The sequence below is a fragment of the Arthrobacter sp. TJ-238 genome, from assembly GCF_058269215.1.
Genome location: NZ_JBZCNH010000006.1, coordinates 56937 through 80708, shown reverse-complemented (window position 1 = coordinate 80708; position 23772 = coordinate 56937). Strand labels below are relative to the sequence as shown.

General features: G+C 70.0%; 24 protein-coding genes, 2 tRNA genes and 1 other RNA gene. 13 read left to right on the top strand and 14 right to left on the bottom strand.

What is annotated here, in order from left to right; translation table 11 throughout:
• Positions 1 to 161: 161 nt before the first annotated feature.
• The 4 genes from pepN to AC4D2O_RS13780 all read left to right on the top strand — a co-directional run bounded on the left by pepN (position 162) and on the right by AC4D2O_RS13780 (position 4504).
• Positions 162 to 2726 (top strand): aminopeptidase N, encoded by a 2565-nt coding sequence (gene pepN, locus AC4D2O_RS13795; RefSeq protein ID WP_490907922.1) that lies wholly within the window; start codon positions 162 to 164, stop codon positions 2724 to 2726.
• 71 nt (positions 2727 to 2797) lie between these two features.
• On the top strand, positions 2798 to 3277 hold the full coding sequence (locus AC4D2O_RS13790; protein ID WP_490907921.1) for an OsmC family protein: 480 nt from the start codon (positions 2798 to 2800) through the stop codon (positions 3275 to 3277).
• A 73-nt stretch (positions 3278 to 3350) separates the two neighbouring features.
• A complete protein-coding gene (locus AC4D2O_RS13785; RefSeq protein WP_490907920.1) occupies positions 3351 to 3971 on the top strand; it encodes a mechanosensitive ion channel family protein in 621 nt (206 codons plus the stop codon).
• Positions 3968 to 4504: a globin gene (locus AC4D2O_RS13780; protein ID WP_490907919.1), complete on the top strand. Its 537-nt coding sequence runs from the start codon at positions 3968 to 3970 to the stop codon at positions 4502 to 4504. Before AC4D2O_RS13785 ends, AC4D2O_RS13780 begins: the two co-directional genes overlap by 4 nt.
• Positions 4505 to 4553: 49 nt before the next feature.
• Here AC4D2O_RS13780 and AC4D2O_RS13775 read toward each other — a convergent pair whose 3' ends face one another.
• Together AC4D2O_RS13775 and AC4D2O_RS13770 are read right to left on the bottom strand one after the other, a co-directional pair.
• Positions 4554 to 5210 carry a DUF8185 domain-containing protein gene (locus tag AC4D2O_RS13775; protein WP_490907918.1) on the bottom strand — a complete coding sequence of 219 codons (657 nt, stop codon included), beginning with the start codon at positions 5208 to 5210 and terminating at the stop codon, positions 4554 to 4556.
• Between the two features lie 8 nt (positions 5211 to 5218).
• Entirely contained in the window at positions 5219 to 5683 is a 465-nt protein-coding gene (locus AC4D2O_RS13770; RefSeq protein ID WP_490907917.1) for an acyl-CoA thioesterase, read from the bottom strand.
• A 175-nt stretch (positions 5684 to 5858) separates the two neighbouring features.
• On the opposite strand from AC4D2O_RS13770, the gene AC4D2O_RS13765 reads away from it, so the two are divergent.
• Positions 5859 to 6770, top strand: coding sequence for an acyl-CoA thioesterase (locus tag AC4D2O_RS13765; protein WP_490907916.1), 912 nt, complete (start codon positions 5859 to 5861; stop codon positions 6768 to 6770).
• Between the two features lie 92 nt (positions 6771 to 6862).
• Here the strand turns inward: AC4D2O_RS13765 and ettA are convergent, their stop codons facing one another.
• The 3 genes from ettA to ssb form a co-directional block, all read right to left on the bottom strand.
• The gene (ettA, locus tag AC4D2O_RS13760; protein ID WP_490907915.1) at positions 6863 to 8545 is read right to left on the bottom strand and encodes an energy-dependent translational throttle protein EttA; all 1683 of its coding nucleotides are present in this window, start codon (positions 8543 to 8545) and stop codon (positions 6863 to 6865) included.
• A gap of 49 nt (positions 8546 to 8594) precedes the next feature.
• Positions 8595 to 9134: a DUF6993 domain-containing protein gene (locus AC4D2O_RS13755; protein ID WP_490907914.1), complete on the bottom strand. Its 540-nt coding sequence runs from the start codon at positions 9132 to 9134 to the stop codon at positions 8595 to 8597.
• A 126-nt stretch (positions 9135 to 9260) separates the two neighbouring features.
• Complete coding sequence (gene ssb / locus AC4D2O_RS13750; RefSeq protein ID WP_490907913.1) at positions 9261 to 9848, bottom strand: single-stranded DNA-binding protein; 588 nt, start codon at positions 9846 to 9848, stop codon at positions 9261 to 9263.
• Positions 9849 to 10060: 212 nt separating this feature from the next.
• Between ssb and AC4D2O_RS13745 the strand changes: the two genes are divergently transcribed.
• The gene (locus AC4D2O_RS13745) at positions 10061 to 10594 is read left to right on the top strand and encodes a DUF6098 family protein (RefSeq protein WP_490907912.1); all 534 of its coding nucleotides are present in this window, start codon (positions 10061 to 10063) and stop codon (positions 10592 to 10594) included.
• 116 nt (positions 10595 to 10710) lie between these two features.
• Here the strand turns inward: AC4D2O_RS13745 and AC4D2O_RS13740 are convergent.
• The 3 genes from AC4D2O_RS13740 to mptB form a co-directional block, all read right to left on the bottom strand.
• A tRNA-Arg gene (locus AC4D2O_RS13740) sits at positions 10711 to 10783 on the bottom strand.
• Positions 10784 to 10835: 52 nt separating this feature from the next.
• On the bottom strand, positions 10836 to 11252 hold the full coding sequence (locus tag AC4D2O_RS13735; RefSeq protein ID WP_490907911.1) for a DUF3224 domain-containing protein: 417 nt from the start codon (positions 11250 to 11252) through the stop codon (positions 10836 to 10838).
• An 82-nt stretch (positions 11253 to 11334) separates the two neighbouring features.
• Entirely contained in the window at positions 11335 to 12855 is a 1521-nt protein-coding gene (gene mptB / locus AC4D2O_RS13730) for a polyprenol phosphomannose-dependent alpha 1,6 mannosyltransferase MptB (RefSeq protein ID WP_490907910.1), read from the bottom strand.
• Positions 12856 to 13124: 269 nt separating this feature from the next.
• Between mptB and orn the strand changes: the two genes are divergently transcribed.
• From orn to def, 4 genes are all read left to right on the top strand, one after another.
• Positions 13125 to 13727 carry an oligoribonuclease gene (gene orn, locus AC4D2O_RS13725; protein WP_490907909.1) on the top strand — a complete coding sequence of 201 codons (603 nt, stop codon included), beginning with the start codon at positions 13125 to 13127 and terminating at the stop codon, positions 13725 to 13727.
• Between the two features lie 124 nt (positions 13728 to 13851).
• Positions 13852 to 13924 (top strand) — tRNA-His (locus AC4D2O_RS13720).
• Positions 13925 to 14070: 146 nt separating this feature from the next.
• The gene (locus AC4D2O_RS13715; RefSeq protein WP_490907908.1) at positions 14071 to 15243 is read left to right on the top strand and encodes an acyl-CoA dehydrogenase family protein; all 1173 of its coding nucleotides are present in this window, start codon (positions 14071 to 14073) and stop codon (positions 15241 to 15243) included.
• A gap of 5 nt (positions 15244 to 15248) precedes the next feature.
• Entirely contained in the window at positions 15249 to 15821 is a 573-nt protein-coding gene (gene def / locus AC4D2O_RS13710; RefSeq protein WP_490907907.1) for a peptide deformylase, read from the top strand.
• 46 nt (positions 15822 to 15867) lie between these two features.
• Here the strand turns inward: def and AC4D2O_RS13705 are convergent, their stop codons facing one another.
• The 3 genes from AC4D2O_RS13705 to rnpB all read right to left on the bottom strand — a co-directional run bounded on the left by AC4D2O_RS13705 (position 15868) and on the right by rnpB (position 18446).
• Entirely contained in the window at positions 15868 to 17166 is a 1299-nt protein-coding gene (locus AC4D2O_RS13705) for an MFS transporter (RefSeq protein ID WP_490907906.1), read from the bottom strand.
• Between the two features lie 634 nt (positions 17167 to 17800).
• On the bottom strand, positions 17801 to 18016 hold the full coding sequence (locus AC4D2O_RS13700; RefSeq protein WP_490907905.1) for a hypothetical protein: 216 nt from the start codon (positions 18014 to 18016) through the stop codon (positions 17801 to 17803).
• 30 nt (positions 18017 to 18046) lie between these two features.
• Positions 18047 to 18446: RNase P RNA component class A (gene rnpB, locus AC4D2O_RS13695), an RNA gene on the bottom strand.
• A gap of 80 nt (positions 18447 to 18526) precedes the next feature.
• On the opposite strand from rnpB, the gene AC4D2O_RS13690 reads away from it, so the two are divergent.
• Entirely contained in the window at positions 18527 to 19288 is a 762-nt protein-coding gene (locus AC4D2O_RS13690; protein ID WP_490907904.1) for a YaaA family protein, read from the top strand.
• A gap of 6 nt (positions 19289 to 19294) precedes the next feature.
• Here AC4D2O_RS13690 and AC4D2O_RS13685 read toward each other — a convergent pair whose 3' ends face one another.
• The 3 genes from AC4D2O_RS13685 to AC4D2O_RS13675 all read right to left on the bottom strand — a co-directional run bounded on the left by AC4D2O_RS13685 (position 19295) and on the right by AC4D2O_RS13675 (position 22056).
• Complete coding sequence (locus AC4D2O_RS13685; protein ID WP_490907903.1) at positions 19295 to 20251, bottom strand: reverse transcriptase-like protein; 957 nt, start codon at positions 20249 to 20251, stop codon at positions 19295 to 19297.
• Positions 20248 to 20997, bottom strand: a complete 750-nt coding sequence (locus tag AC4D2O_RS13680) for a zinc ribbon domain-containing protein (RefSeq protein ID WP_490907902.1) — start codon at positions 20995 to 20997, stop codon at positions 20248 to 20250. Before AC4D2O_RS13680 ends, AC4D2O_RS13685 begins: the two co-directional genes overlap by 4 nt.
• Positions 20998 to 21105: 108 nt before the next feature.
• Entirely contained in the window at positions 21106 to 22056 is a 951-nt protein-coding gene (locus tag AC4D2O_RS13675; RefSeq protein ID WP_490907901.1) for a Nif3-like dinuclear metal center hexameric protein, read from the bottom strand.
• A gap of 106 nt (positions 22057 to 22162) precedes the next feature.
• On the opposite strand from AC4D2O_RS13675, the gene msrA reads away from it, so the two are divergent.
• A complete protein-coding gene (msrA, locus tag AC4D2O_RS13670) occupies positions 22163 to 22687 on the top strand; it encodes a peptide-methionine (S)-S-oxide reductase MsrA (protein ID WP_490907900.1) in 525 nt (174 codons plus the stop codon).
• Between the two features lie 107 nt (positions 22688 to 22794).
• On the top strand, positions 22795 to 23730 hold the full coding sequence (gene cysK, locus AC4D2O_RS13665) for a cysteine synthase A (RefSeq protein ID WP_490907899.1): 936 nt from the start codon (positions 22795 to 22797) through the stop codon (positions 23728 to 23730).
• Positions 23731 to 23772: the final 42 nt, after the last annotated feature.

Below are 23772 nucleotides of genomic sequence, written 5' to 3'. Positions count from 1 at the left end.
CGCGTGCCCGGCAGGGCAGGACGCGTCCCAGCCTAGTCCGCCCGGGTGACGGCCGGATGACCCCCGGTGCGAGCGGCGGCACCTGGCGGAATGAGAGAATCTAAGCGCCGCGTAATCCCCATCACACGTGCGGCCCCCGATTCCCACCCTGGAGGCGATCCTTGCCCGGTCTGAACCTGACGCGCGACGAAGCACGTACGCGCGCCGATCTGCTCACCGTCCACTCCTACGAGATCACCCTCGACCTGACACGCGGCGAGCGCCTCTTCCGGTCGACGACGGTCGTCTCCTTCGACGCCGAGCCGGGCACGGCGACATTCATCGACGCCGTGACGGACGCCGTGCACCGCGTCGAGCTCAATGGTGTCCCACTCGACGCCGCAGAGGTGTCCGACGGCGCCAGGATCCAGCTGCCGTCGCTGGCCGCGAGCAACCGGCTCGTGGTCGAGGCCGACATGCCGTACATGAACACGGGCGAGGGCCTGCACCGCTTCACCGACCCCGTGGACGGGGAGGTGTACCTGTACACCCAGTTCGAGGTGCCCGACTCCCGCCGCGTCTTCGCCGTCTTCGAGCAGCCGGACCTCAAGTCGAGGTTCCGCTTCACCGTGACGGCGCCGTCCCACTGGGACGTCATCTCCAACAGTGCGACGCCGGAACCCGTCCAGGCCGGAGCGGACGGCACCGCCGGTGCCGAGGCCTCCACCTGGGCCTTCGAGCCCACGCCCGTCATGTCCTCCTACGTGACCGCGCTGATCGCCGGGCCATACCAGTCCGTGCGCAGCGAGCTCACGAGCTCGGACGGGCGGACCATCCCGCTCGGCGTCTTCGCCCGGAAGTCGCTCATGCAGTACATGGACGCCGAGAAGATCTTCGCGCTCACACGCCAGGGCTTCGCCTTCTACGAGGAGCAGTTCGGCGCGCCCTACCCGTTCGAGAAGTACGACCAGCTGTTCGTGCCCGAGTTCAACGCCGGCGCGATGGAGAACGCAGGCGCGGTGACCTTCGTGGAGACCTACGTCTTCCGGGGCCGGGTACCCGATGCCACCGTCGAACGGCGCGCCATCACGATCCTGCACGAGCTGGCCCACATGTGGTTCGGCGACCTCGTCACCATGCGCTGGTGGAACGACCTCTGGCTGAACGAGTCCTTCGCGGAGTTCATGTCCACCCTCGCCGCGGCCGAGGCGACCGAGTTCGAGCAGGCGTGGACGACCTTCGCGATCCTGGAGAAGGGCTGGGCCTACCGCCAGGACCAGCTGCCCTCCACGCACCCCATCGTGGCGCAGATCAACGATCTCGAGGACGTGCAGGTCAACTTCGACGGCATCACCTACGCGAAGGGCGCCTCGGTGCTCAAGCAGCTCGTGGCCTGGGTGGGCCACGAGGAGTTCATGGCGGGCGTCCGCCAGTACTTCGCCAAGCACTCCTGGAAGAACACCGAGCTCGTGGACCTCCTGTCCGAGCTCGAGGCCTCCAGCGGCCGCGACCTGAAGGCGTGGTCGGCCCTGTGGCTCGAGACCGCCGGCGTCAACACCCTCCGCCCCGAGATCACCACGGACGAGGACGGCACCATCACCGCCTTCACCATCGTGCAGACGGCGATCGAGGAATTCCCCACCCTGCGGCCGCACCGCCTGGCGGTCGGCTTCTACGATCACGACGACGACGGCTCGCTGGTCCGGGTGCACCGGCTCGAGCTCGACGTCGACGGCGAGCGCACCGACGTCCCCGAGCTCGTGGGACGCACCCGGCCCGTCCTGGTCCTGCTGAACGACGACGACCTCGCCTACGCGAAGATCCGGCTCGACGCGGCGTCGCTGCGGGCCTCGGTACGCCATGTCAGGGACTTCGAGGACTCCCTCCCCCGCACGCTCGTCCTCGCCTCCGCGTGGGACGCCGCGCGCGACGGCGAGACGCCCGCCCGTGACTACGTGGAGCTCGTGCTGCAGAACGTGGGTGCCGAGTCGGACTCCTCCGTGGTACTCGTGCTGCTCCGGCAGCTCGCCTCGACCCTCGCGTTCTACGTCGACCCCGCGGACCGCGAGGCCATGGGCGATGCCGCGGCGGACAGCCTGCTCGAGCTCGCCCTCGCCGCCGAGGCGGGGTCCGATGCCCAGCTGCAGTTCACGAAGGCGTTCTCCGCGCACGCCCGCACGGCGCCCCAGCTCGACACCGTCCACACGATGCTCACCGGTGAGCGCGTGCCCGAGGGCCTCGCCGTCGAGCAGGACCTGCGGTGGGAGCTGCTGACCAGCCTGGTGGCCGGCGGCCGTGCAGGTGCCGCCGACGTCGAGGCCGAGCTGGCCCGGGACTCGACGGCGACCGGTGAGCTGGCGGCGGCGGGGGCCCTCGCGGCGCTGCCGACGGCGGAGGGCAAGGAAGCCGCGTGGACGGCGCTCGTCGACGCCACCGACCTGCCCAACGCCACGCAGCGCGCCATGATCGTCGGCTTCACCCGCGTGCACGAGCGTGCACTCCTCGAGCCATACGTGGAGCGGTATTTCGCGTCACTGCGGCAGGTGTGGGAGACGCGCACGCACGAGATCGCCCAGCAGATCGTCGTGGGCCTGTACCCCTCGCTGCAGACCACGCAGGAGACCCTGAACCGGACGGACGCCTTCCTCGCCGAGCTCGGCACCGAGGCGCCCTCGCTGCGCCGCCTGGTGCTCGAGAGCCGCGACGGCATCGTGCGGGCCCTCAAGGCGCAGGCCGCCGACCGGTAGGGGCACCCGGGGAGGGCCGCTCCGGTCCTCCCCCCGCGTGCACGAGTACTCACTGGTACTAGGGTCGAGTCATGAACCTGCAGGAACACTCCTACGCGGCGCGGATCCGCTGGACGGGCAACCTGGGCACCGGCACGGCGGGCTACCGCGCCTACAGCCGGGACCACGAGGTGGACGTGGAGGGCCCGGGGCGCCTCCTCGGGACCGCCGATCCCACCTTCCACGGGTCGAAGGACCGGTGGAATCCCGAGCAGCTGCTCCTGACGGCCGTGGCGCAGTGCCACATGCTGTCCTACCTGCACGTCGCGGTGAGGGCGGGCGTGGTGGTCACCGGGTACAGCGACGAGGCAACCGGGACGCTGCGCCTCAACCCGGACGGCAGCGGCGAGTTCACGGGCATCGTGCTGCGCCCCCGCGTCGAGCTGCAGGATCCAGGGCAGGCGGACCTCGCGGACTCCCTGCACGCGGAGGCGAACCGGCTCTGCTTCATCGCCCGGTCGCTGGCCTTCCCCGTCCACCACGAACCCGCGTCGGCAGGGGCGCCGCTGTAGCCTGTTAAGGCATCCCCGCGCCACTGTGCCCTCGTGGCGGACGTCCCGGATGCCTGCCTGAAAGTGACCCCTCATGACATTCCTCACCCCCCTCGGCTATGGCGGCCAGGTCATCACGGCACTGATCATCATGATCAGCGCCCTCCTGCTGTGGCTCGTGGTCCGCTACCTCATTGCGCGGTCCGTCACACGCGTCCAGAACGGCTACAGCGTGTTCAAGAAGCCCCACTTCAAATGGGCCCAGCCCGCACTGCGCCCGTTCGACAGTGCCCGTCGGGTGCAGCGCGCCGAGACCATCGGCGGCCTGCTCTCGAGCATCGCCGCCGTGACGATCGCCATCATCGCGATCCTCATGGCCATCGAGACGCTCGGGTTCAACATCGGGCCGATCCTCGCGAGCGTCGGGATCGTCGGTATCGCCATCGGTTTCGGTGCCCGTGAGGTCATCCGCGACGCCTTCCTCGGCTTCTTCATCACCATCGAGGACCAGTACGGCATCGGCGACACCATCGAGGTCGGCGAGACCGTGGGCGTGGTGCAGTCCCTGGGCCTGCGCATCACGCGCATGGTCGACGAGCACGGCGCCATCTGGTACGTGCGCAACGGCGACATCACCAAGGTGGGCAACCGGTCGCAGGGCGACTACGTCGCTCCCCCGGCCGCACACGCAGCCACCGCGGAGGACCGGGCATGACCGGCGAGCAGGCACCCGGCGGCTCCACGCCCGACCCGGCCTCGCCCGACCCGGCAGCGGCTCTCCCGTCCCCGGCGTCACCCCCGGCCGGAGCGCGGGCCGCGCTGCCCGTCGAACGGCTCGTCGCGGCGGGTCAGGGCTTCAGCCAGCCCCAGTACACGGACAACTTCTACGAGACGGTGGGCGGGCACGCGACGTTCGTGAAGCTCGTCGACGCCTTCTACGACGGCGTCGCCGATGACGAGGTGCTGCGCCCCATGTACCCGGAGCAGGACCTCGGACCGGCGAAGGAACGGCTCCTGCTGTTCCTCGAGCAGTACTGGGGCGGGCCGAAGACCTACGGCGAACAGCGCGGCCACCCGCGGCTGCGCATGCGGCACATGCCGTTTCGGGTGGGGCCCCAGGCGCGGGACCACTGGCTGCAGCACATGCGCGCGGCCGTGGACTCCCTGGGACTCGCTCCCCTGCACGAGGCGACCCTGTGGGACTACCTCGAGCGCGCCGCGCACTCGATGGTCAATTCCGCCGACTAGCCCGGCGGGCGCCGGCGCCTGCGCTCGTGTGCCGGCGTCTCCGTCGCAGTCAGAGGACGGCTGCGGCCCGTACGAGGATGTGCCCTCGGGCAGTACTCACCCGGGACCAGCGGCCGTTGACGTGGATCGTCGCGGCGGCATCCGGGGCGAGGAAGCCCAGGCTGAACGCACCGAAGGCCGCTCCCGCGGGCACCGGGCCGGCCGCGCCGCCGAGGGGCCGGCCCCAGACGGCGGCCCGTGCACTGCTCACGAGCGGCGCGCCGGCGCGATCGGGCAGGCTCCGGGCCACCTCGGCGATGCCGTCCTTCGCCGCCCGGTCGAGGGCGGCGCATGGCACCTCGCCCGCGGATGCCCAGCCGGACCGGGGCGGAAGGATCCCGGCCCAGGTCTCGGTGACCGGGACGGTCGGGACCGGGAACACGACGTCGTCGACGGGCATGCGGGCGAGCCTGTCGAGGACCGAGCCCAGGGAGACGGTCACGTCCACCTCCGCACCCTCCCTGAGCGCCATGGTGCGGAGCCCGAGCACGGTGGGCAGCGGCTCCCCCAGCACCGTGGGACCGAGGGTCCGCACGTACGCCGCCGCCACGCGGCCGACGCCCACCAGCCGCATGCCGCCGTCGTCGTTCGCCCGGGCCCGCGCGGTGAAGGTGCGGAAGTCCGCCACCGACTGCGCATCTGCGAACCGTAACTCCGAGGACCCCACGCCCGCCCCTACTTCCCTCGTGCGCGGCGGAAGGGGACGGCCGGTCCCTGCCAGGACAGCAGCACGTCCTTCTGGTCGCCGGAGAGACGCACCGGCCGCCCGGTGGACCTGCTGACCAGCACCATGGTCGTCGCGGCGACGGCACTCGTGGTGCTGCCCTCGGCGTCCACGCGGTCCCGTACGGCGTAGCCCAGCTCGAAGCTCGACCCACCCACGGCCGTGACCCAGAGGTCCACCGCAGCCGGGCGGGTGCTGAAGTTCAACGGCGCCCGGTACTCGATCTCCTGGCGCCCCACGAGCGTGTAGTGGTCCGGGTCGATCAGGTCCATGAACGAACCACCGGGCCGGGACCCGCTCATCAGGTGCACGCGTGCGTCCTCGAGGAACTGCAGGAACCGGACGTTGTTCACGTGGCCGTACGAGTCCTCGTCGCCGAAACGCAGCTGAAGGGGGAAGGTGTTCACGGGGGGCATGATGCAATCCTCTCAGGGAATCGGCGGGGCTCCGGCCTGCGGTCGCTCTTTGGTCGCTCGTGCGGTCGCTCCTGCGGACGGCGAGTGGTTTTGAGCAGGGCGGATGCGTCCGTCTAGTGTCGGACGTAGCCGTTCCCCGTTCCCCGCTTCCGCCGACACCACCGCAAGGACCACGATGACCGATCTGCCGCACGAGGCCGGCGCCGCGGCGCCCCCGACCGATCCGACGCAGGCGCTCCTCGGCCTGCTGGACCTCAGCAGTGCCGAGGGGGCGCAGACCGACGAGGAGATCTTCGTGGGCTCCTCCGCCCGCCAGCCGGGACGCCGTGTCTTCGGCGGCCAGGTGCTCGCCCAGTCCCTGATCGCCGCGATGCGGACCGTCGACTCGTCGCGCGAGGTCCACTCCATGCACGCCTACTTCCTGCGCGCAGGCGACTCGGACCAGCCGATCACTTTCGGCGTGCAGCGGCTGCGGGACGGCCGGTCCTTCTCGGCGCGCCGTACGCACGCCTACCAGAACGGCGTCCCGATCCTGTCGATGATCGCGTCCTTCCAGACCCCCGATGAGGGGATCGTGCACCAGGACACCATGCCGGCGGGGATGCCCGATCCGGAGAGCCTGCCGACCACCGCCGACCTCCTCGGCCGGCTGGACCATCCCGTCGCCCGGGCGTGGGCCTTCGAACGGCCCTTCGACATCCGGCACGTCGACGCCCCGCTGTACCTGAGCAACGAGGGCTCCCGGGAGCCCCGGAACGCCGTGTGGATGCGGAGCCTGGGAGCGCTGCCCGACGATGCGAACCTCCACCGCGCGGCCCTCGCCTACGCGAGCGACTACACCCTGCTCGAATCCATCCTCCGGCCCCACGGGCTCAGCTGGATCCAGCCGGGCATGAGCGTCGCCAGCCTCGACCACGCCATGTGGTGGCACCGCCCCGTGCGCGTCGACGAGTGGCTCCTGTACGTGCAGAGCTCACCGAGCGCGTCCGGTGCGCGCGGCCTGGCCGCAGGACGCATCTACAACCGGGAGGGCGAGCTGGTGGCGAGCGTGGCGCAGGAGGGCATGATCCGCGTCCCGCCGGCCTGACCCGACTGCTTACAAGCTGCTGACTGGACAACAGAAGAGGGACACGGCATCCGCCTTGTCCCTCTTCCTGCATCACGTCCTGCGTCGGGGCACTAGTCGCGGGTGAGGCGGCGGTGCGTGACGCGGTGCGGCTTGGCGGCGTCGGGGCCGAGCCGCTCCACCTTGTTCTGCTCGTAGGCATCGAAGTTGCCCTCGAACCAGTACCAGGCGTCCGGGTCGTCCTCGGTGCCCTCGTAGGAGAGGATGTGCGTGGCGACCCGGTCGAGGAACCACCGGTCGTGCGAGACGACGACGGCACAGCCGGGGAACTCGAGCAGCGCGTTCTCGAGGCTCGAGAGCGTCTCCACGTCGAGGTCGTTGGTCGGTTCGTCGAGGAGCAGCAGGTTGCCACCCTGCTTCAGCGTCATCGCGAGGTTCAGGCGGTTGCGCTCACCACCGGAGAGCACCCCGGCCTTCTTCTGCTGGTCCGGTCCCTTGAAGCCGAACGCCGACACGTAGGCGCGTGACGGCATCTCGACCTGACCCACCTGGATGAAGTCGAGGCCGTCTGACACGACCTCCCAGAGGCTCTTGTTGGGGTCGATCCCGGCGCGGGACTGGTCGACGTAGGAGATCTTCACGGAGTCACCGATGCGCAGTTCACCGCCGTCGAGGGGTTCGAGACCCACGATGGTCTTGAACAGCGTGGTCTTGCCGACTCCGTTGGGACCGATGACGCCGACGATGCCGTTGCGGGGCAGCGAGAAGGACAACCCGTCGATGAGCATCCGGTCGTCGTAGCCCTTGCGCAGGTTGCGCGCCTCGATGACCTGGCTGCCGAGCCTTGGGCCCGGTGGGATCTGGATCTCCTCGAAGTCGAGCTTCCTGGTGCGCTCCGCCTCCGCGGCCATCTCCTCGTAGCGGTTCAGGCGCGCTTTGGACTTCGTCTGGCGGCCCTTGGCGTTGGATCGGACCCACTCCAGTTCCTCGGTGAGGCGCTTGGAGAGCTTCTGGTCCTTCTTGCCCTGGACCTCCAGGCGTGCGCGCTTCTTCTCGAGGTACGTGGAGTAGTTGCCCTCGTAGGGGTACAGGTTGCCGCGGTCCACCTCTGCGATCCATTCGGCCACGTGGTCGAGGAAGTAGCGGTCGTGGGTCACGGCCAGGACGGCACCGGCGTAGGACGAGAGGTGCTGCTCGAGCCAGAGCACGCTCTCGGCGTCCAGGTGGTTGGTGGGCTCGTCGAGGAGCAGCAGGTCCGGCTTCTGCAGCAGCAGCTTGCAGAGCGCCACCCGGCGTCGCTCACCACCGGACAGGACGGTGACGTCGGCGTCCGGCGGCGGGCAGCGCAGGGCGTCCATGGCCTGCTCGAGCTGGGAGTCGAGGTCCCAGGCGTCGGCGGCATCGATCGCTTCCTGCAGCTTGCCCATCTCGTCGAGCAGCGTGTCGAAGTCGGCGTCCGGGCTGGCCATCTCCTCGGAGATCTCGTTGAAGCGCTGGATCTTGCCGTAGATCTCGCCCACGCCCTCCTGGACGTTGCCGAGAACGGTCTTCTCCTCGTTCAGGGGCGGTTCCTGCAGGAGGATGCCGACACTGTAGCCGGCGCTCAGGCGGGCCTCACCGTTCGAGGGCGTATCCAGGCCGGCCATGATCTTGAGGATGGTGGACTTGCCGGACCCGTTCGGGCCGACGACGCCGATCTTCGCGCCCGGGAAGAACGACATGCTGACATCGTTGAGGATGACTTTGTCGCCGACGGCCTTGCGGGCCTTGGTCATTGTGTAGATAAATTCCGCCATGCCTCAAGGCTAGTGGGTGCTCAGGGTGTTCTCACACTCTCACCGCTGGTCACCGCTGGTCACCGACGAAGCACCTGCCCGACGCCAGGGCCGGCAGCACGACGACCGACACGGCGCCCTCCCGCACCTCCCCGAACACGCAGCGCCCGCCCAGGAGGCCGGCACCCTGGATCGCGTCGACGTCCAGACCGGTCGGGGTCGTGTCGACCGACACCTCGACCGTCTCCGGCGCGACGCCCGATGCGGTGAACCCCTGCTCGATCGCGCCCCGGACCTGATCGCTGGTGACCGCGTCCTGGTTCGCTGCCAACGCTCGCAGGGCGGCATCGACCGCGCCGGACACCCCGGCGAGGTCGTCCTCGGGCGGCGCCGTACCGGCAGGCAGGTCCTGGTCCTCCGGTACCGGCGCCGTCGTGGCGGGGTCGGCCGGTTCGCCCGCCGGCGCCGCGGAGACTTCCGGAGCCTCCATCGCGGGCGAGGCCGCGCAGGAGCTGAGCGCGATGAGGATCGCGGCCAGCGTCGCTGCACCCGCGGTGCGCCGTCGGCCGGTGGTCGGACGGACGAACTGGGCGGGGACGGCGGTGATCACGTGTTCATCCTGCCATGCACCCGCGGCCGGCCCCGGCCGTTCCGGCCCGCGGCGGCTGCCCTGCTCCCTGTCCGAGGGCGGCGCCCGACGATCCGTGGGCAGCCCCCTCGCCTCACCGGCGGGCTGTCAGAAAGGAACGCTCGCCGTGTCCACGGCGTCCTCCCTGTGCGACCGGTCCAGGTCGTCGGCAGGACCGGGCCCGCCCGGATCTGCGGTGCCGCCGATCTCCCCGAAGGCCGCGGTCGTGTCGTACAGCTCGCCGGTGGCGACGTCCATGCCCTCGGGTAGGCCGTCGTCCGCAGCGCCGCCCGGCTGGTCCTCCTGTTCGGCCGCGGCCCGCGTGTCCGTGCGGTCCGCCGTCGTCCTCCGGAAGTTCGCCGTCCCCCACATCAGGTCGTGGCCCGCGGTGTCGGCGTCGATCTCCACCGACGTGCCCGTCCTGCCGTCCACGCTGCTCCATGGCCGTACCCTCAACCGGCCCGTGACGATCACGCGGTCCCCCTTCTTGATGCTGGCCCCGGCATGCGTGGCGAGCTGACGGAACATCGACACGGAGTACCAGTTGGTGTGGCCGTTCACCCACGCGTTCGTCTCCCGGTCGAAGCGGCGCTCCGTGGAGCACATGCGGAATCCGGCGATCGCCAGCCCGCTCTGGGCGGAGGTGAGGCGCACATCCGTGGCGACATAGCCGCGCACGGTGATGGTGTCAGTCATGGGTCTGTCCTTCCGTAGATCGGAGGAGCGGCGAGGTGCGCTCCCGATCAAGCGTCGGTCGGGCAGGTCTCCCCGCGAGAGCCGAGAGCTCCTATGTGGACAACCACGCGCCCGCGGCGCCGCGGTAGAGCACAGGAGGGGGCGAGCGGAAGTACTGGTGGTGTGCGAATCGATTCTTGGGGCGCATGGTGGTCCGTTCCTAGCATGGAGACATGGACACGGCAGCACCTTCCCGCACGAGGGCGGAACCGGGCACCGACACCCGAGCGGACACAGAACCGGACACCGAACCGGACACCGAAGCAGGCACAGAGGCAGCAACCGACGCCGACACGGGCGAGCGCGTCATCACCACGCTCGACGAACTCTGCGAACTCGTGCAGGGACCGTGGACGATGTACCTCCGCTACTCCTCCGGCTTCGAGGCGGACCGCGGCGGGACGAGCAGGGATGGCGAGAGCGGACTGGACCTGCCGGGTCTGTCCGTCAACCCGCTGACGCCGGAGCGGTGGTGGACGCGACCGCTCACGGACTGGCTCGCCCGCCAGATCTGCCAGTACCGGCATCTGGCGGAAGAGGAGGAGGAGCGCTTTCCGTGGGTGCTGAGGGGCCGGTGCGTTGGCCGCGGCCCCGACTGCGAACCGCTCCTCACCGATGTGGCGCCGCTCGGGAGGCTGCACGACGATCTGCTCCAGGAGGCAGGGCGGGTGTACGACGAGAGATTCGACACCGGCAATCGCCCGTAGCCCGGACGCCGGCGCGGCTACGCGCCGGACGCGGGTCGACGGCGGGAACGGCCTGCGGCCGGGACGGGCGTACGGAGAACGGAGGGCCGGACGCGCGGCGTCCGGCCCTCGTGCTGTGCCCCCGGCAGGATTCGAACCTGCGACCAGAGGATTAGAAGGCCCCTGCTCTATCCCCTGAGCTACGGAGGCAGTGCGCCCAGTTTACTATGGGCGGTTCCGGGCGCCGGGCGTCGGCTCGGACTCATTCGTCCCCGGGGAAGCTCACCCTCAGCTCGAGGCGGTGCTGTCCGTCCGGGTCCTGCGAGTAGACCGCCTTGCCGGAGATGCCGTGCAGACCCTCGGTACCGGAGCCGGGGACGATGTGCCCCGAGCTGGCCGCTTCGGCGCCCTCGGCGACGCCCCAGTGCTGCACCGTCATCGCCCCGGTGCGCTCGCCGACCGTCCCCACGAACTGTTCGGAGGCCACGTACCCGGCGCCGACGTCGTTGCCCGCCATGAGCAGCTCGGCCGTGCTCGTTCCGCTGATCTCGCCCTCGAACACCTTCGCGGCGCGCACCCTCGACAGCTCGCCGGTGCTGCCGGGTTCGGTGTAGGGCTCGGCGTCCCATTCGGTGATCTCGAACTCGCCGTTGTACGTCGTCGTTCCTGTTTCAATCATCTGCTCAGTATCGCCGCTCCGCGCCCGTCCCGCATGCCCATATGTGTCTCGGGGCCCGTGAATCACCCCGGCAGAGCGTAAATCAGTGCAGCTGGCCGGGTTCCAGCGGGTGGTAGCGCTTGCGGAACAGGACCTTCGTGCTCCGGTCCACGAAGACGAGGTACAGCGCGAACGCGAGGGCGACGACGGCTGCCACCTGGCGCGCCATCATCAGGCTGAAGTCGAAGTAGGGGAAGATGTCCAGCTGGTCCGTGATGGCGTAGACCATGAAGAAGGCCACCGTGAAGTAGAGGAACTTGACCTGCCAGTCGTCACGGATGCCGGTGACGGCGAACAGCGGGATCAGCCACACCACGTACCAGGACTGGATCATGGGCGAGAGCAGCACGATCGCGGCGAAGGCGAACGCGAGCCGGCGCACGAGACGGCTGTGGTCGCCGCGGAAGATCTGCAGCGCGATGATCACCAGCGAGGCCACGCGGGCGAGGGTGTTGAAGGCGTTGGTGATGTCCCAGCCGTTGAGCCCGACGGCGTCGCCCAGGGTCGCGATGACGAGGCCCATGAAGCCGATGGGCGCGTACCAGATCCACACGCTGCCCGGCGTGCTGAGGGCGCCCACCCAGCCGAAGCCGAAGGTGTTGACCATCCCCATCACCCACAGGATGCCGAGGGACAGCCCGGCTGTGAGGAACCAGTAGAGGAAGCGTCGCGGCCAGGAAGCTCCCCTGCCCGCCCACATCAGCCCGACGAACGGCAAAAAGATCAGGGTGATCGGCTTGATGCCGACGGAGAGGGTGATGAGCAGGATGCCGAGGAGCGGCCGCCGGGTCGCCGCGAAGTAGAGCCCGGCGAGCGCGAGGCCGATCATCAGGGAGTCGTTGTGGATCGCGGCCACGAAGTTGATGAGGAACAGCGGGTTGGCGACGGTCAGCCAGAGGGCGCGGTTCGCGTTGATGGAGTGCAGTTCCGCCAGCTTGGGGACGAAGTAGACGCACAGGGCGACACCGATGAGCGCGACGACCCGGAACAGGATGATCGAGGTGTCGGGGTGCCCGCCGGTGAGCCTGACGATGCCTTCCTCGATCCAGAGGAACACCGGGCCGTACGGGGTGGGGCTCTGGGCCCAGAGGTCGTCGGCGCCGATCTGCAGGTAGTTGGAGATCTGCGAGTAGCCGTCCACGTACGGGTTGAGCTTGGCCACCATGACCTGGCCCTGCGCGATGTAGGCGAACACGTCGCGGCTGAACAGCGGCAACGCTGCGGCCAGCGGAATGGTCCACGCGACGATGGCTTTCAGCACGTAGGGGCGGGTCTCGTCCGACCAGCCGTTCAGCCGCTGGCCCAGGCGGAGCCAGGCCCGGATCAGGAGCATCCCCCCGAGTGCGAGCAGCAGCACGGACAGGACCGCACCGGCGGGTTCGAAGCGCAGCCAGATGATCACGGGGTTCCGCCTCAACTCCGTGGAGGCCAGCGACAGCCAGCCGACGCCGAGGGATCCCATCCACATCAGCAGCGAACCGACGAAGCCCTGTACGACGGCGACGTTGGGGCGGTTCGGGCCCGGCTGCGTCTCGACCTTCGCGAGGGGGACCTGGGCGGGCATCTGGGGATTCCAATCGTCGTCAGGCAGGAGGTCGGCGTCGCATGCCCACGTTCTCGGGCCGCCGACGGGTCGCGATCGGACGGCGGACACCGCGGTGCCCTGTGCCGGAAGCGGCGGGGGCACCCAGGTCTCCCCGCAGCCCCGAGCGGACTGTTCGAATATTAGCACCGGGCCCCTGCGCGGGTCCCCCGGGCACGGCCCTCGGGGCGGCGGACACGCGCCTTCGACCGGCGGGCGGGGCCGTCGGTCCCGGGCGGTACATTGGTCGAATGCCGATATCGAGTGAACACATCGTCTGGATCGACTGCGAGATGACGGGGCTGGACCTGACCCACGACGGGCTGATCGAGGTGGCCGTCCTCGTCACCGACTCGGAGCTCAACATCCTGGGCGAGGGTGTGGACGTCGTGATCAAACCGACCGCCGAGGCCCTCACGCACATGGGAGATTTCGTCCGGCAGATGCACACGACGTCGGGCCTGCTCGACGAGCTGGACAACGGCATCAGCATGGGCGAGGCCGAGCAGCTGGTGCTCGAGTACATCCGGACGTGGGTACCGGAGCCGCGCAAGGCGCAACTGGCCGGCAACTCGGTCGGCACGGACCGGAACTTCCTCGCCCGCGACATGCCGCTCGTCATCGACCACCTGCACTACCGCGTCATCGACGTGTCCACGATCAAGGAGCTCGCGCGCCGCTGGTACACCCGCGCCTATTTCCAGGCGCCGCCCAAGACGGGCGGGCACCGCGCCCTCGGCGACATCGAGGATTCGATCAGGGAGCTGCGCTACTACCGCGCCTCGGTCTTCGTGCCCTCGCCGGGGCCGGACTCGGCCACGAGCAAGGCCATCGCCGGCACCGTCGCTCCCTGAGGCCCACCGGCGGGTGCCCGGATCGTGTGTCGGGAACACACCGAAATGTGTGTAAACTTGTATCCGCTGCCTGTCGCTGACAGTCCGGACGGGGTTCCCACGGGCTGGCCGGTGACGACACATGGTGGGTATAGCTCAGTTGGCAGAGCGCCTGGTTGTGGTCCAGGAGGTCGCGGGTTCAACCCCCGTTACTCACCCTCAGGTGCCAGGGAAGGTCCTGGCCACGTATGCCGCCCCGGAGATGATCCGGGGCGGCATCCGCATTTGCGGCCCACCCAGCCCAGCCCCGGACGGCAGCCCTCGGGCCATGCCCGCGGCTGCCAGCACCGAAGGACCAGGAACCATGGAACGCACAGTGTTCGACGAGGATCACGAGCTCTTCCGCGACGTCGCCCGCGAATTCAACGAACGGGCCGTCGCCCCCCACTACGCGGGGTGGGATCAGCAGCACATGATGGACCGGTCCGTCTGGACCGCCGCGGGCGAGCAGGGCCTGCTCGGGCTCGCGGTCCCCGAGGAATTCGGCGGTGCGGGCATGTCCGACTACCGCTTCCGCTCGGTGCTCGACGAGGAGTTCGCCCGCAGCAACCACCTCGCCGTCGGACTCGCCTTCCACCTGCACGACGACCTCGTCCTCCCGCACCTGCTCGCGCACGCCTCCGACGACCTCAAGGAGCGGTGGCTTCCCGGGATGGTCTCCGGCGAGATCGTGACGTCCTGTGCATGGACCGAACCGGGAGCCGGCAGCGACCTGCGGGGAATCCGCACCCGGGCCGTCCGCGACGGCGACGACTGGCTCATCACCGGCCAGAAGGTGTTCATCGGCAACGGCATCAGCGGTGATGCCTCCCTGGTGCTCGCCCGCACCGACGGCAGCACGGGCCGCGGGGCCAGTGACTCCTTCTCCCTGTTCATGGTGCGCCGCGGCGAGGGGTACACGCCCGGGCGACAGCTGGACAAGATGGGGCTCCGCGCGTCGGACACGGCCGAGCTGTTCTTCGACAGCGTGCGCGTCCCCGGCGCGGACCTCGTGGGCGAGGTGGGCCAGGGCCTGCGCTACAGCCTCGAGCAGATCCCCCAGGGCCGCCTCGGCATCGCCGTCGCCGCTGCCGCCCTCGCCCGGGCGACCTACGAGCAGACCCTGCGGTACGTGACCGACCGCAGCGCCTTCGGGGAGCGCGTGCTCGACTTCCAGACCACCCGCCACGTGCTCGCGGACATCCTGACGGAGATCCATGTGACGGAGACCTTCGTCGACCACGCGGTCCTCGCCTTCAACGCCGGCACCCTGACCCCGACGTCCGCCGCCCAGGCCAAGCTGTGGGCCAGCGAACGCGCCAAGTCCATCACCGACCGGTGCCTGCAGCTGCACGGCGGCTACGGGTACATCCTCGAGTACCCCGTGTCGCAGGCCTTCCTGGCCGCCCGGCTGCTGACGATCTTCGGAGGCACCAGCGAGATCATGCGTGAATCCATCGGACGCTCCATTGCGGACCGTCCCGCCCAGAACAGGTAGGTCCCATGACCGTCCATCCCATCGTCATCACTGGTGAGCCCGTCCTCCATCGGCGCGCGCAGCCGGTGGAGGCCTTCGACGACGGACTGCGCACGCTCATCGCCGACCTGTTCGAGACCATGGACACCGCGAACGGCGTCGGCCTCGCCGCACCGCAGATCGGTGTGGGGCTCCGCGTGTTCGTGTACGGGATGGAGAACGACGACGACGTGCCGCCGCGCGGGGTCCTCGTCAACCCGACCCTCGTGACCTCGAAGGTGCCCGGGTCAGATCCCGATCCCGACGACGAGGCCGAGGGCTGCCTGTCCGTGCCCGGCGAGGCGTTTCCGCTCAAGCGCGCCGAGTGGGCGCGGATCTCGGGCTTCGACGGTGACGGTACGCCCGTCGAGTTCGAGGCGACGGGGTGGTTCGCACGGTGCATGCAGCACGAGTTCGACCACCTGGACGGGAAGCTGTACGTGGACCGCCTCGACGCCCGGCAGACGAGGAAGGCCAGGAAGGCCACGAAGAGCAACGGGTGGGGCGTGCCGGGCCTGACCTGGATGCCCGGCGTCGACCCCGACCCGTTCGGTCACTGAGGCCTGCGGACGGTCACGCCGGACGCCGGCGCGTCCATTCGTCGGGTCAGGTGTTCGTCGTCGCGGCCGAGCGGGCGTCGGGTGCGGGTGCGGGTGCCTCGACGAGGTCCTCCAGCCGCCGGACGCCCCGGAGCGGTCCGAGCAGGGCCACCAGCGGCGCCAGGGTCGCGATCACGACGCCGACCACCACGGCCCCGCGCACCCCGATGGTCTCGGCCAGGATGCCCGCCAGCAGGCTCGCGACCGCGAGCATGCCCCAGCTCACCGTGCGGGACGCCGCGCCGAGGCGTCCCATCATGCCGGGCGGGCACACGCGCTGGCGGAAGCTCGAGCCCACCACGATGTTCCACGCGACGCTCGCGCCCATGACGAACATGCCGACGACGCCCCACAGCATGCCCCAGCCGGGTGTGAGCACCAGGAGCGAGGCGTAGCCGAGCACCCCCGGCACCATGGACCAGCGCCAGAGCGGTCCGGAGCCGATGCGCTCGCCCAGCGCGTTCGCGGTCGTGCCACCCACTGCGCCGCCCACGGACGCGGCGGCCAGCAGCAGCCCGAGCCACACCTCCGACTCCCCCAGGGTCCGCAGGACCAGGACGACGAGGAGGGACGCGGCGATGTTGCCGCCCAGGTTCCACAGCGCCGCGTTGAGGAGGATGGCCCGTAGCGGGGCGGTGCTGAAGGTGTACCGCAGCCCTTCGGACATCTCCTGTAGGATGCGACGGTCGCTTCGCGGCTGCACGACCTCCTGCACGTCGAGGCGCAGCAGGGCGAGCAGGGACACCACGGAGGTGGCCAGCTGCACGATCAGCGCGTTGGACGCCCCCACCGTGCCGGCCAGCCACCCCGCCACCGATCGTCCCGCGGCGTCCGCCGCGGCGCCGGAGCCGGTGATCAGGCCGTTGCCCTCCATCAGTTCGTCGGGTGTCACCGCCTGCTGCACCAGGGCCGAATCCGCCAGCTGGAAGAACACGGACGCCACCCCTGCCACGAAGGCTGCGGCGAACAGCAGCGGCGTGGTGAGGAAGCCCAGCCAGTATCCGAGCGGAAGGAGCGCGAGGACCATCACGCGCACCGCCAGCGCCGCCAGCATCACGGGCCGGCGGGGCAGACGGTCCACCCACGCGCCGATGACGAGTCCGAGGAGGAGCCAGGGCAGGAACGTCATGCCGGCCAGGGCAGCGACCGCGAAGTCGCTGGCCCGGAGTTCCACGGCGGCGATGACGGGCAGCGCCACGGCGGCGACCGCGTTCCCGAACACGCCGAACGTGCTGGAGACCATGAGGGCACGGAAGTTGCGGTTGCGCGTCAGAAGCCATCGGCTCCCCCTACCCCCTGCGCTCATCCGATCACCCTAGCCCAGGCATCGTGACGGCTCAGGGCGCGCCGGGGGTCCCGGTCAGGGTGACTTCGCAGGGTCTTGACGAGGCGTGCATCACCTCCGATAATCCGTTGCCTGTGGCATCTTCCGAGTTCCCGCGTTCTCCCATGGCTTAGAGGGCCCTCCTCGATTGCCGCACCACCGGCGGAAGCGGAGAATAAGGGGTGGGAGTGGGTTACGCGGTCGTTCCCCCAGCAGTACCGCGGTCGACCAGCTCCTGAGGCGGCTATAGACGCCGGGCGGTCCCCCTACCTCTTGAGACCGGGTACGGGGGGCCGCTTACTTCTTGATCCGGGAAGCGCGGACGGTCAGCTAGCGGTCCGCTCTCCGGGGAGGTGAACGGGTCAGCCCCGTAGCCCCAGCGGTAGGCCGACCCGTTCGTACCGCCGTGCTCATCGAGGAGACCCACGGCGGTGTTCACAGAGTATGTGGACGCGCGGCCTTCGCGGACGCGCGACGCGCCGAGAATCCTGCGGCAGCACGCAGACGGTGACGGGCTTCGTGATGGCCTGGGCGAACAGCCTCGTCCTCTGCCAGTGGGTGGACGGTGGTGTCGTCCGCCGGCGTCGGCCCGAGGAAGGAAACGGGACGGAGGCGGCTAGTTGTCTCGTCGGAAGGCCGCTGCGATACCGTGCACCAGGACGATCAGTAGTAGTGTCGCCCCGCCGAGGAACAGGGCGCCGAGCCATAGGTCAGGAGCTTCGCCGCTGCCGTTGGTTCCCCACCCGAGGCGCCGCGCTGCGATCGTACAGGCGATCATGGAAGCACCGACGATGAAGCAGATCGCCGCCCACTTAGGACGTCGTTCAGACATTTTATCAGCTTAGATCAGGTGAGCGGGCGAGGGATGGGTCGACCGATACGCCGGGTTCTGTCATCGCGCGTCGTCGCCGACGCGCGAGTAGCGGCCATCCATCTACGGACGCCGTTGCCGACGCCCTCCAGCGGCCTACCCGTGCCCTCGGGCGGGCAGCCCTCGAACGGACACTGTCTGGCCTTGCTCCGGGTGGGGTTTACCGAGCCACACCGGTCACCCGGCGTGCTGGTGGTCTCTTACACCGCCTTTTCACCCTTACTGCCTGCGCCGGCCGGAGCCTGCAGCACGCAGCGGTCTCTTTTCTGTGGCACTGGCCTGCGGGTTACCCCGAGTGGGCGTTACCCACCACCCTGCCCTGCGGAGCCCGGACGTTCCTCGGTGGATCGGGCGCGTGCGCACCGTCCAACGCGGCCGCCTGGTCGACCCATCCGTCATCCATTCTAGACGGGTCGGCGGGCCCATCCCGACGGCGACAGGAGGGCCGCCGACGTCCGATAGGGTTGATCGGTGCTGATCCTGCTCCCCCCGTCCGAAGGCAAGTCCGCCGCCCGTACGGGCGGTCCCGTGCGGCTCGAGGACCTCCACTTCCCTGTACTCAACGACGCCCGCCGCTCCGTGCTCGCGGCCCTGAAGTCCGTCAGTGCCGACCATGACGCGCACGCGGTCCTCGGCGTCGGCGCGTCCCTCATCGAGGACGTACAGCGGAACCTGGTGCTCGACGTCGCCCCGGCCGCCCCCGCCCACGACGTCTACGCGGGAGTCCTGTACGAGGCCCTCGGGTATGCCCGGATGACGCCGGTGCAGAAACGCAGGGCGCGGGAGCAGTGCGTCGTCGTGTCCGGTCTCTGGGGTGCCCTCGGCTTCGGTGACAGGATCCCCGCCTACCGTCTGTCCATGGCAGTGGACCTGCCCGGCACGGGTCGCCTGGCGTCCTTCTGGAAGAAGCAGCTGGCCCTGCCGCTGGCCGAGCACGCGGGCACGGGCCTGGTCGTCGACTGCCGGTCGAGCACCTACGCAGCGGCGTGGAGCCCGCCGCCCTCGCAGAGCGCCGCCGTGAACGTCTTCCAGCTGCGCGACGGCCGACGGACGGTGGTGTCCCACTTCGCCAAGCACACGCGCGGCGAGTTCGCCCGCCACCTGCTCACGCGACGCGGCACGGCTCCCGGGACACCGGCGGCGCTCCTCGCCGCGGCCCGCGAGAAGTGGGCAGCGGACCTTGAGCCCGCGACGGCGCGGAAGCCCGCCCAGCTGAACATCGTGCTCGACTGACGTCCGTCAGTCGGCGACCAGCTCCACCTCGAACCCCTCGGCGTTCTCGAGGTACGCGGCGTAGTGGTCCGGCCCTCCCGCGAAGGGGTGGCGGTCGGGGAACATCAGCGACCAGCCGTGGCTCCCGGCACGGCGTGCCAGCAGATCGACGGCGGCGCGCGGGCCGGCGCGAAAGGCGAGGTGGTTAACCCCGGGGCGACGGCGCTCGTGGACGCCGGCGGTCACGTCCGGCCCGCTCTCGAGCACGATGTAGAAGTCGTCCGACCCGAAGCTGATCCCGTGCTCCCAGGACTCCCTGCGCGGGAACCCGAGGCGCTCCAGCAGCCAGCCCAGGCTCGCCTCCGCAGCGGCGAGGTCCCCGGTCCACACCTCGACGTGGTGCAGCCGGCCAGCGGGCCGCGGAGCCTCCTCCGCGGACGGAGCTGCCGGGGTGCCCGGCGTCGGGTCCGGCGCGGGCACGGCGGCGCGCGGCTTCCACGGCACGCCGGCCATGCCGGCGTCCATGGCCTCGTTGGAGAGCCGGTCGGCGTCCTTGTTCCGCTCGCGCGGGATCCACTCGTAGGTCACGCGCCGCGGGTCGAGGACCTTGCGCGCCTTCGCCGCGAGCACCTTCATGTCGGCGTGCTTGATCTGCCACCGCCCGGACATCTGCTCCACGACGAGCTTCGAGTCCATCTTCACGTGGACCGCGGCCCGCGGGTTGATCTCCCGAGCGAGTTCGAGCCCCGAGACGAGGCCCGAGTACTCGGCGACGTTGTTCGAGGCCTTGCCGATGTACGCGGCCTTCTCCACGAGGATCCGCCCCGTGTCCGGATCGCGCACGAGGGCGCCGTAGCCGGCGTGCCCCGGGTTGCCGCGGGAGCCGCCGTCGGCCTCGACGACGAGGCGCGCGGGCCCGTCCGCGGCCGCCGGGGAGTCGGAGTCGTCGCGCTCGTAGGGGTCGAAGAGTTGCTGGTGCGTCACGGCTGCTGGGGTCCCCAGTCGCTCGAGCGGACGAGGATACAGCCGGAATCGGGGCACAGCACCACGTCGTCGGGCGCCGCGCCGGCGATGTCGCGGAGGTCGCCGGGGCTGAGCTGCATGCCCGACCCCTCGGACTTGCCGTGGAACAGCCGGGCGGCGCCGACGCCGCGCTTGACGAGGATCCGCTCGTAGAGGGCGAGGAGCGCCGTGTCGAAGGTCGAGGCGAGGTCGTTGCGGCGCGCCTGCACGTCGACGCGCTGCACGTCGATGTCCGCGAGCTCCAGCTCGCGCGCCTCCTCGAGGTCGCGGAGTTCGGCACGGACGTCGTTGGTGCGCTCCTGGACCTCGGCCCGGGCGGCGCGCGCCGCCTCCACCCGTTCCATGACGTCGAGTTCGATGTCCTCGAGGTCGGAGCGCCGCTTCGTCAGCGAGGCGACCTCGTGCTGCAGCGCGGTGAGATCCTTCGACGTCCCGGTGCCGCTGTTGAGGCGCTTCTCGTCCCGCTCGAGGCGGTCCACCACGGACTGCACCTCGTCCTCGGCGCGCGTCAGTTCACGCTCGAGGTCCCCGACCTCCGTGCTGGCCCGCACCAGTTCGGCGTCCACCTCGGCCACGCGGGCGGCGACGGCGCCGAGCGCGGGGTTGCCGCGCGCCGCGACGGCCTGGCGGGAGAGCTTGTTGAGGGTCGAGTCGAGGGCCTGCAGGTCGAGCAGGCGGAGTTGTTCCTCGGGTGCAGCCTTGGCCACGGTTAACCTCCAGGGTCGGACGGACGGGGCTCGACGGCCGGGTCGGACGCGTCGTTCCAGCCTAGGCCACCGGGGCCGCGCGGCAGGTCAGTCGCCGGTCAGCGCCGGTCAGTGGCCGGGCGTCAGCACGAAGTCCCAGGGGTCGGTGTTGACCCCGCTGACACGGATGTCGGTGGTGAAGCCCTGGTCCGAGAGGACGTTGCCGAGGGCGTCCGCCGCCGGGGTGAGCCACAGCCACTCGCTGCCGAAGTGCGAGACGTCGATCAGGTACGGCGGGCCGTCGGCGGCGGCCTCCCTGACCTCCGACGCCGGGTGGTGACGGAGGTCAGCCGTCACGTACACGTCCGCGTGGCTCGAGCGGACGCGGTCGAAGAGGGAGTCGCCCGCCCCTCCGCACACGGCGACCCTGCGCACCTGCGCGTCCTTGTCGCCGGCGACGCGCACGCCGCCGGCCACGGCGGGCAGGATCGAGAACACGGTCTCGGCGAAGACCCCGAGAGGAACAGGCTCGGCGAGCTCGCCCACGCGTCCGATGCCCTCCTCCGGCAGACCGTCCGCAGCCCGGGCGAGGGGTTCCACGTCCTGCAGCCCGAGGGCGTCGGCAAGCACGTCCGACACCCCGCCCACGGCACTGTCACCGTTGGTGTGCACCGTGACGAGGGCGCAGCCCGCCTCGATCAGCCGGTGGATGGCGTCGCCCTTGAACCCGGATGCCGCCACGGTGGAGACCGGCTTCAGCAGCAGGGGGTGATGGGACACGATCATCGTCGCCCCCCAGTCGAGCGCCTCGTCGAGGACGGCGGCCGTCGGGTCCACCGTGAAGAGGATCTTCCCGGCCCTGTTCCCGGTCCGGCCCGCCACCAGCCCGACGGCGTCCCACCCCTCGGCGAGGCTCTCCGGCCACAGCTCCTCGATGGCCACGAGGACCTCGCCGACGGTCGGCACGCGGACGGCCGGTGCGGGCACTGCGCGCGCGGGGACGGCGGACGAACCCTCGCCCACCGTGGCGATCCCCGCGGCTCCCGCCGGACCGACGCCGTCGTGCTCTTTCTGTTCCATGACTCCAGTAATACCTGCCGCCCTGCCGCCCCTCCAACCCTTGCGGGTTCACTCACGGCAGATGACGGTCGGGAATCATCGGGGCGCACCGCGCATTGACACAGTCATGAAGACTTTCGTGCTCGGTGGGGGCTGTTTCTGGTGCCTCGATGCCCTCTACCAGAAGACCCGTGGCGTGACCGAGGTGGTGTCCGGCTACACGGGCGGCCACACGCGGCACCCTGACTACGACTCCGTCTGCTCCGGCATCACGGGCCACGCCGAGGTGGTGGCGGTGACGTTCGACGAGACCGTCATCCCCGAGGACGTCATCCTCGACATGTTCTTCGTGTCCCACGACCCCACCACGCTGAACCGGCAGGGCTACGACGTCGGCACCCAGTACCGCAGCGTCATGTACTACCAGGACGCCGAGCAGAAGACGCTGTTCGAGGACGCGATCCGACGCAACCAGGAGAACTGGAAGAACCCGATCGTCACCGAGGTCAGCCGGCTCCCGCAGTTCCATGTGGCGGAGGAGTGGCACCAGAACTACTACGCCAAGCACCCCGAGCAGGGCTACTGCCAGGTGATCATCAACCCCAAGCTGTCGAAGGCCCGCAAATATTACGCCCAGTGGCTCGCCGCCTAGGTGCTGCGTCGGTCACCAGTTAAGCTGACCGCCGTCGCTCGGGGGCAGGCGCCCCACCCGCCACGACCGACGTCGCCCCTCCCCTTTCCAGAACAGGCAGGCTCCACATGGCAAAGATCTACGACGACGTCACCCAGCTCGTGGGACGGACCCCCCTCGTCCGCCTGAACCGGCTCACCGAAGGCCTGGACGCCCAGGTCGCCGTGAAGCTCGAGTTCTACAACCCCGCCAACAGCGTGAAGGACCGCATCGGCGTGGCCATCATCGACGCCGCGGAGAAGGCCGGCGCCCTCCGGCCCGGCGGCACGATCGTCGAGGGGACCTCCGGCAACACCGGGATCGCCCTGGCGATGGTCGGTGCGGCACGCGGGTACCGGGTGCTGCTGACCATGCCGGAGACCATGTCCACGGAACGGCGGGTGATGCTGCGGGCCTACGGCGCCGAGATCATCCTGACGCCCGGTTCCGAGGGCATGCGGGGCGCCGTCGAGCGGGCGAAGGAGATCGTCGCGACGACGGAGAACGCCATCTGGGCGCAGCAGTTCGCCAATGCGGCGAACCCTGCCATCCACCGCACCACCACGGCCGAGGAGGTCTGGGAGGACACCGACGGCGAGGTGGACATCTTCGTGGCCGGCGTCGGCACCGGCGGCACCATCACCGGCGTCGGCCAGGTCCTGAAGGAGCGCAAGCCCGGCGTGCAGATCGTCGTCGTCGAGCCCGCGGACTCCCCCATACTCAATGGCGGCGCTCCCGGCCCGCACAAGATCCAGGGCCTCGGGGCGAACTTCGTCCCCGAGAACCTCGACCGCGAGATCTACGACGAGGTACTGGATGCCACGGTGGAGGACTCCGTACGCATCGCCCGGGCGCTGGGCACCCAGGAGGGGATCCTCGGCGGCATCTCCTCGGGAGCCATCGTCTGGGCGGCCCTCGAGCTCGCCAAGCGCCCCGAGAACGCCGGTAAGCTCATCGTGGCGGTCGTCTGCGATTTCGGCGAGCGCTACATCTCCACGGTGCTGTTCGACGACATCCGCGGCTGACCCCGCCCCGACTCGACACCCCGTTCCTATCGATCCCCGAGA

Coding starts and splice junctions, on each gene's coding strand:
- mptB (WP_490907910.1), bottom strand. CDS start 12,855: ATGCCCGCCCAGGTCCCCCTCGCGAAGGTCGAGACGCAGCCGGGCCCG.
- AC4D2O_RS13700 (WP_490907905.1), bottom strand. CDS start 18,016: ATGTCTGAACGACGTCCTAAGTGGGCGGCGATCTGCTTCATCGTCGGT.
- AC4D2O_RS13765 (WP_490907916.1), top strand. CDS start 5,859: ATGACCGATCTGCCGCACGAGGCCGGCGCCGCGGCGCCCCCGACCGAT.
- ssb (WP_490907913.1), bottom strand. CDS start 9,848: ATGACTGACACCATCACCGTGCGCGGCTATGTCGCCACGGATGTGCGC.
- AC4D2O_RS13675 (WP_490907901.1), bottom strand. CDS start 22,056: ATGGAACAGAAAGAGCACGACGGCGTCGGTCCGGCGGGAGCCGCGGGG.
- cysK (WP_490907899.1), top strand. CDS start 22,795: ATGGCAAAGATCTACGACGACGTCACCCAGCTCGTGGGACGGACCCCC.
- AC4D2O_RS13780 (WP_490907919.1), top strand. CDS start 3,968: ATGACCGGCGAGCAGGCACCCGGCGGCTCCACGCCCGACCCGGCCTCG.
- AC4D2O_RS13745 (WP_490907912.1), top strand. CDS start 10,061: ATGGACACGGCAGCACCTTCCCGCACGAGGGCGGAACCGGGCACCGAC.
- AC4D2O_RS13790 (WP_490907921.1), top strand. CDS start 2,798: ATGAACCTGCAGGAACACTCCTACGCGGCGCGGATCCGCTGGACGGGC.
- def (WP_490907907.1), top strand. CDS start 15,249: ATGACCGTCCATCCCATCGTCATCACTGGTGAGCCCGTCCTCCATCGG.
- AC4D2O_RS13705 (WP_490907906.1), bottom strand. CDS start 17,166: ATGAGCGCAGGGGGTAGGGGGAGCCGATGGCTTCTGACGCGCAACCGC.
- AC4D2O_RS13715 (WP_490907908.1), top strand. CDS start 14,071: ATGGAACGCACAGTGTTCGACGAGGATCACGAGCTCTTCCGCGACGTC.
- AC4D2O_RS13770 (WP_490907917.1), bottom strand. CDS start 5,683: ATGCCCCCCGTGAACACCTTCCCCCTTCAGCTGCGTTTCGGCGACGAG.
- ettA (WP_490907915.1), bottom strand. CDS start 8,545: ATGGCGGAATTTATCTACACAATGACCAAGGCCCGCAAGGCCGTCGGC.
- orn (WP_490907909.1), top strand. CDS start 13,125: ATGCCGATATCGAGTGAACACATCGTCTGGATCGACTGCGAGATGACG.
- AC4D2O_RS13735 (WP_490907911.1), bottom strand. CDS start 11,252: ATGATTGAAACAGGAACGACGACGTACAACGGCGAGTTCGAGATCACC.
- AC4D2O_RS13785 (WP_490907920.1), top strand. CDS start 3,351: ATGACATTCCTCACCCCCCTCGGCTATGGCGGCCAGGTCATCACGGCA.
- msrA (WP_490907900.1), top strand. CDS start 22,163: ATGAAGACTTTCGTGCTCGGTGGGGGCTGTTTCTGGTGCCTCGATGCC.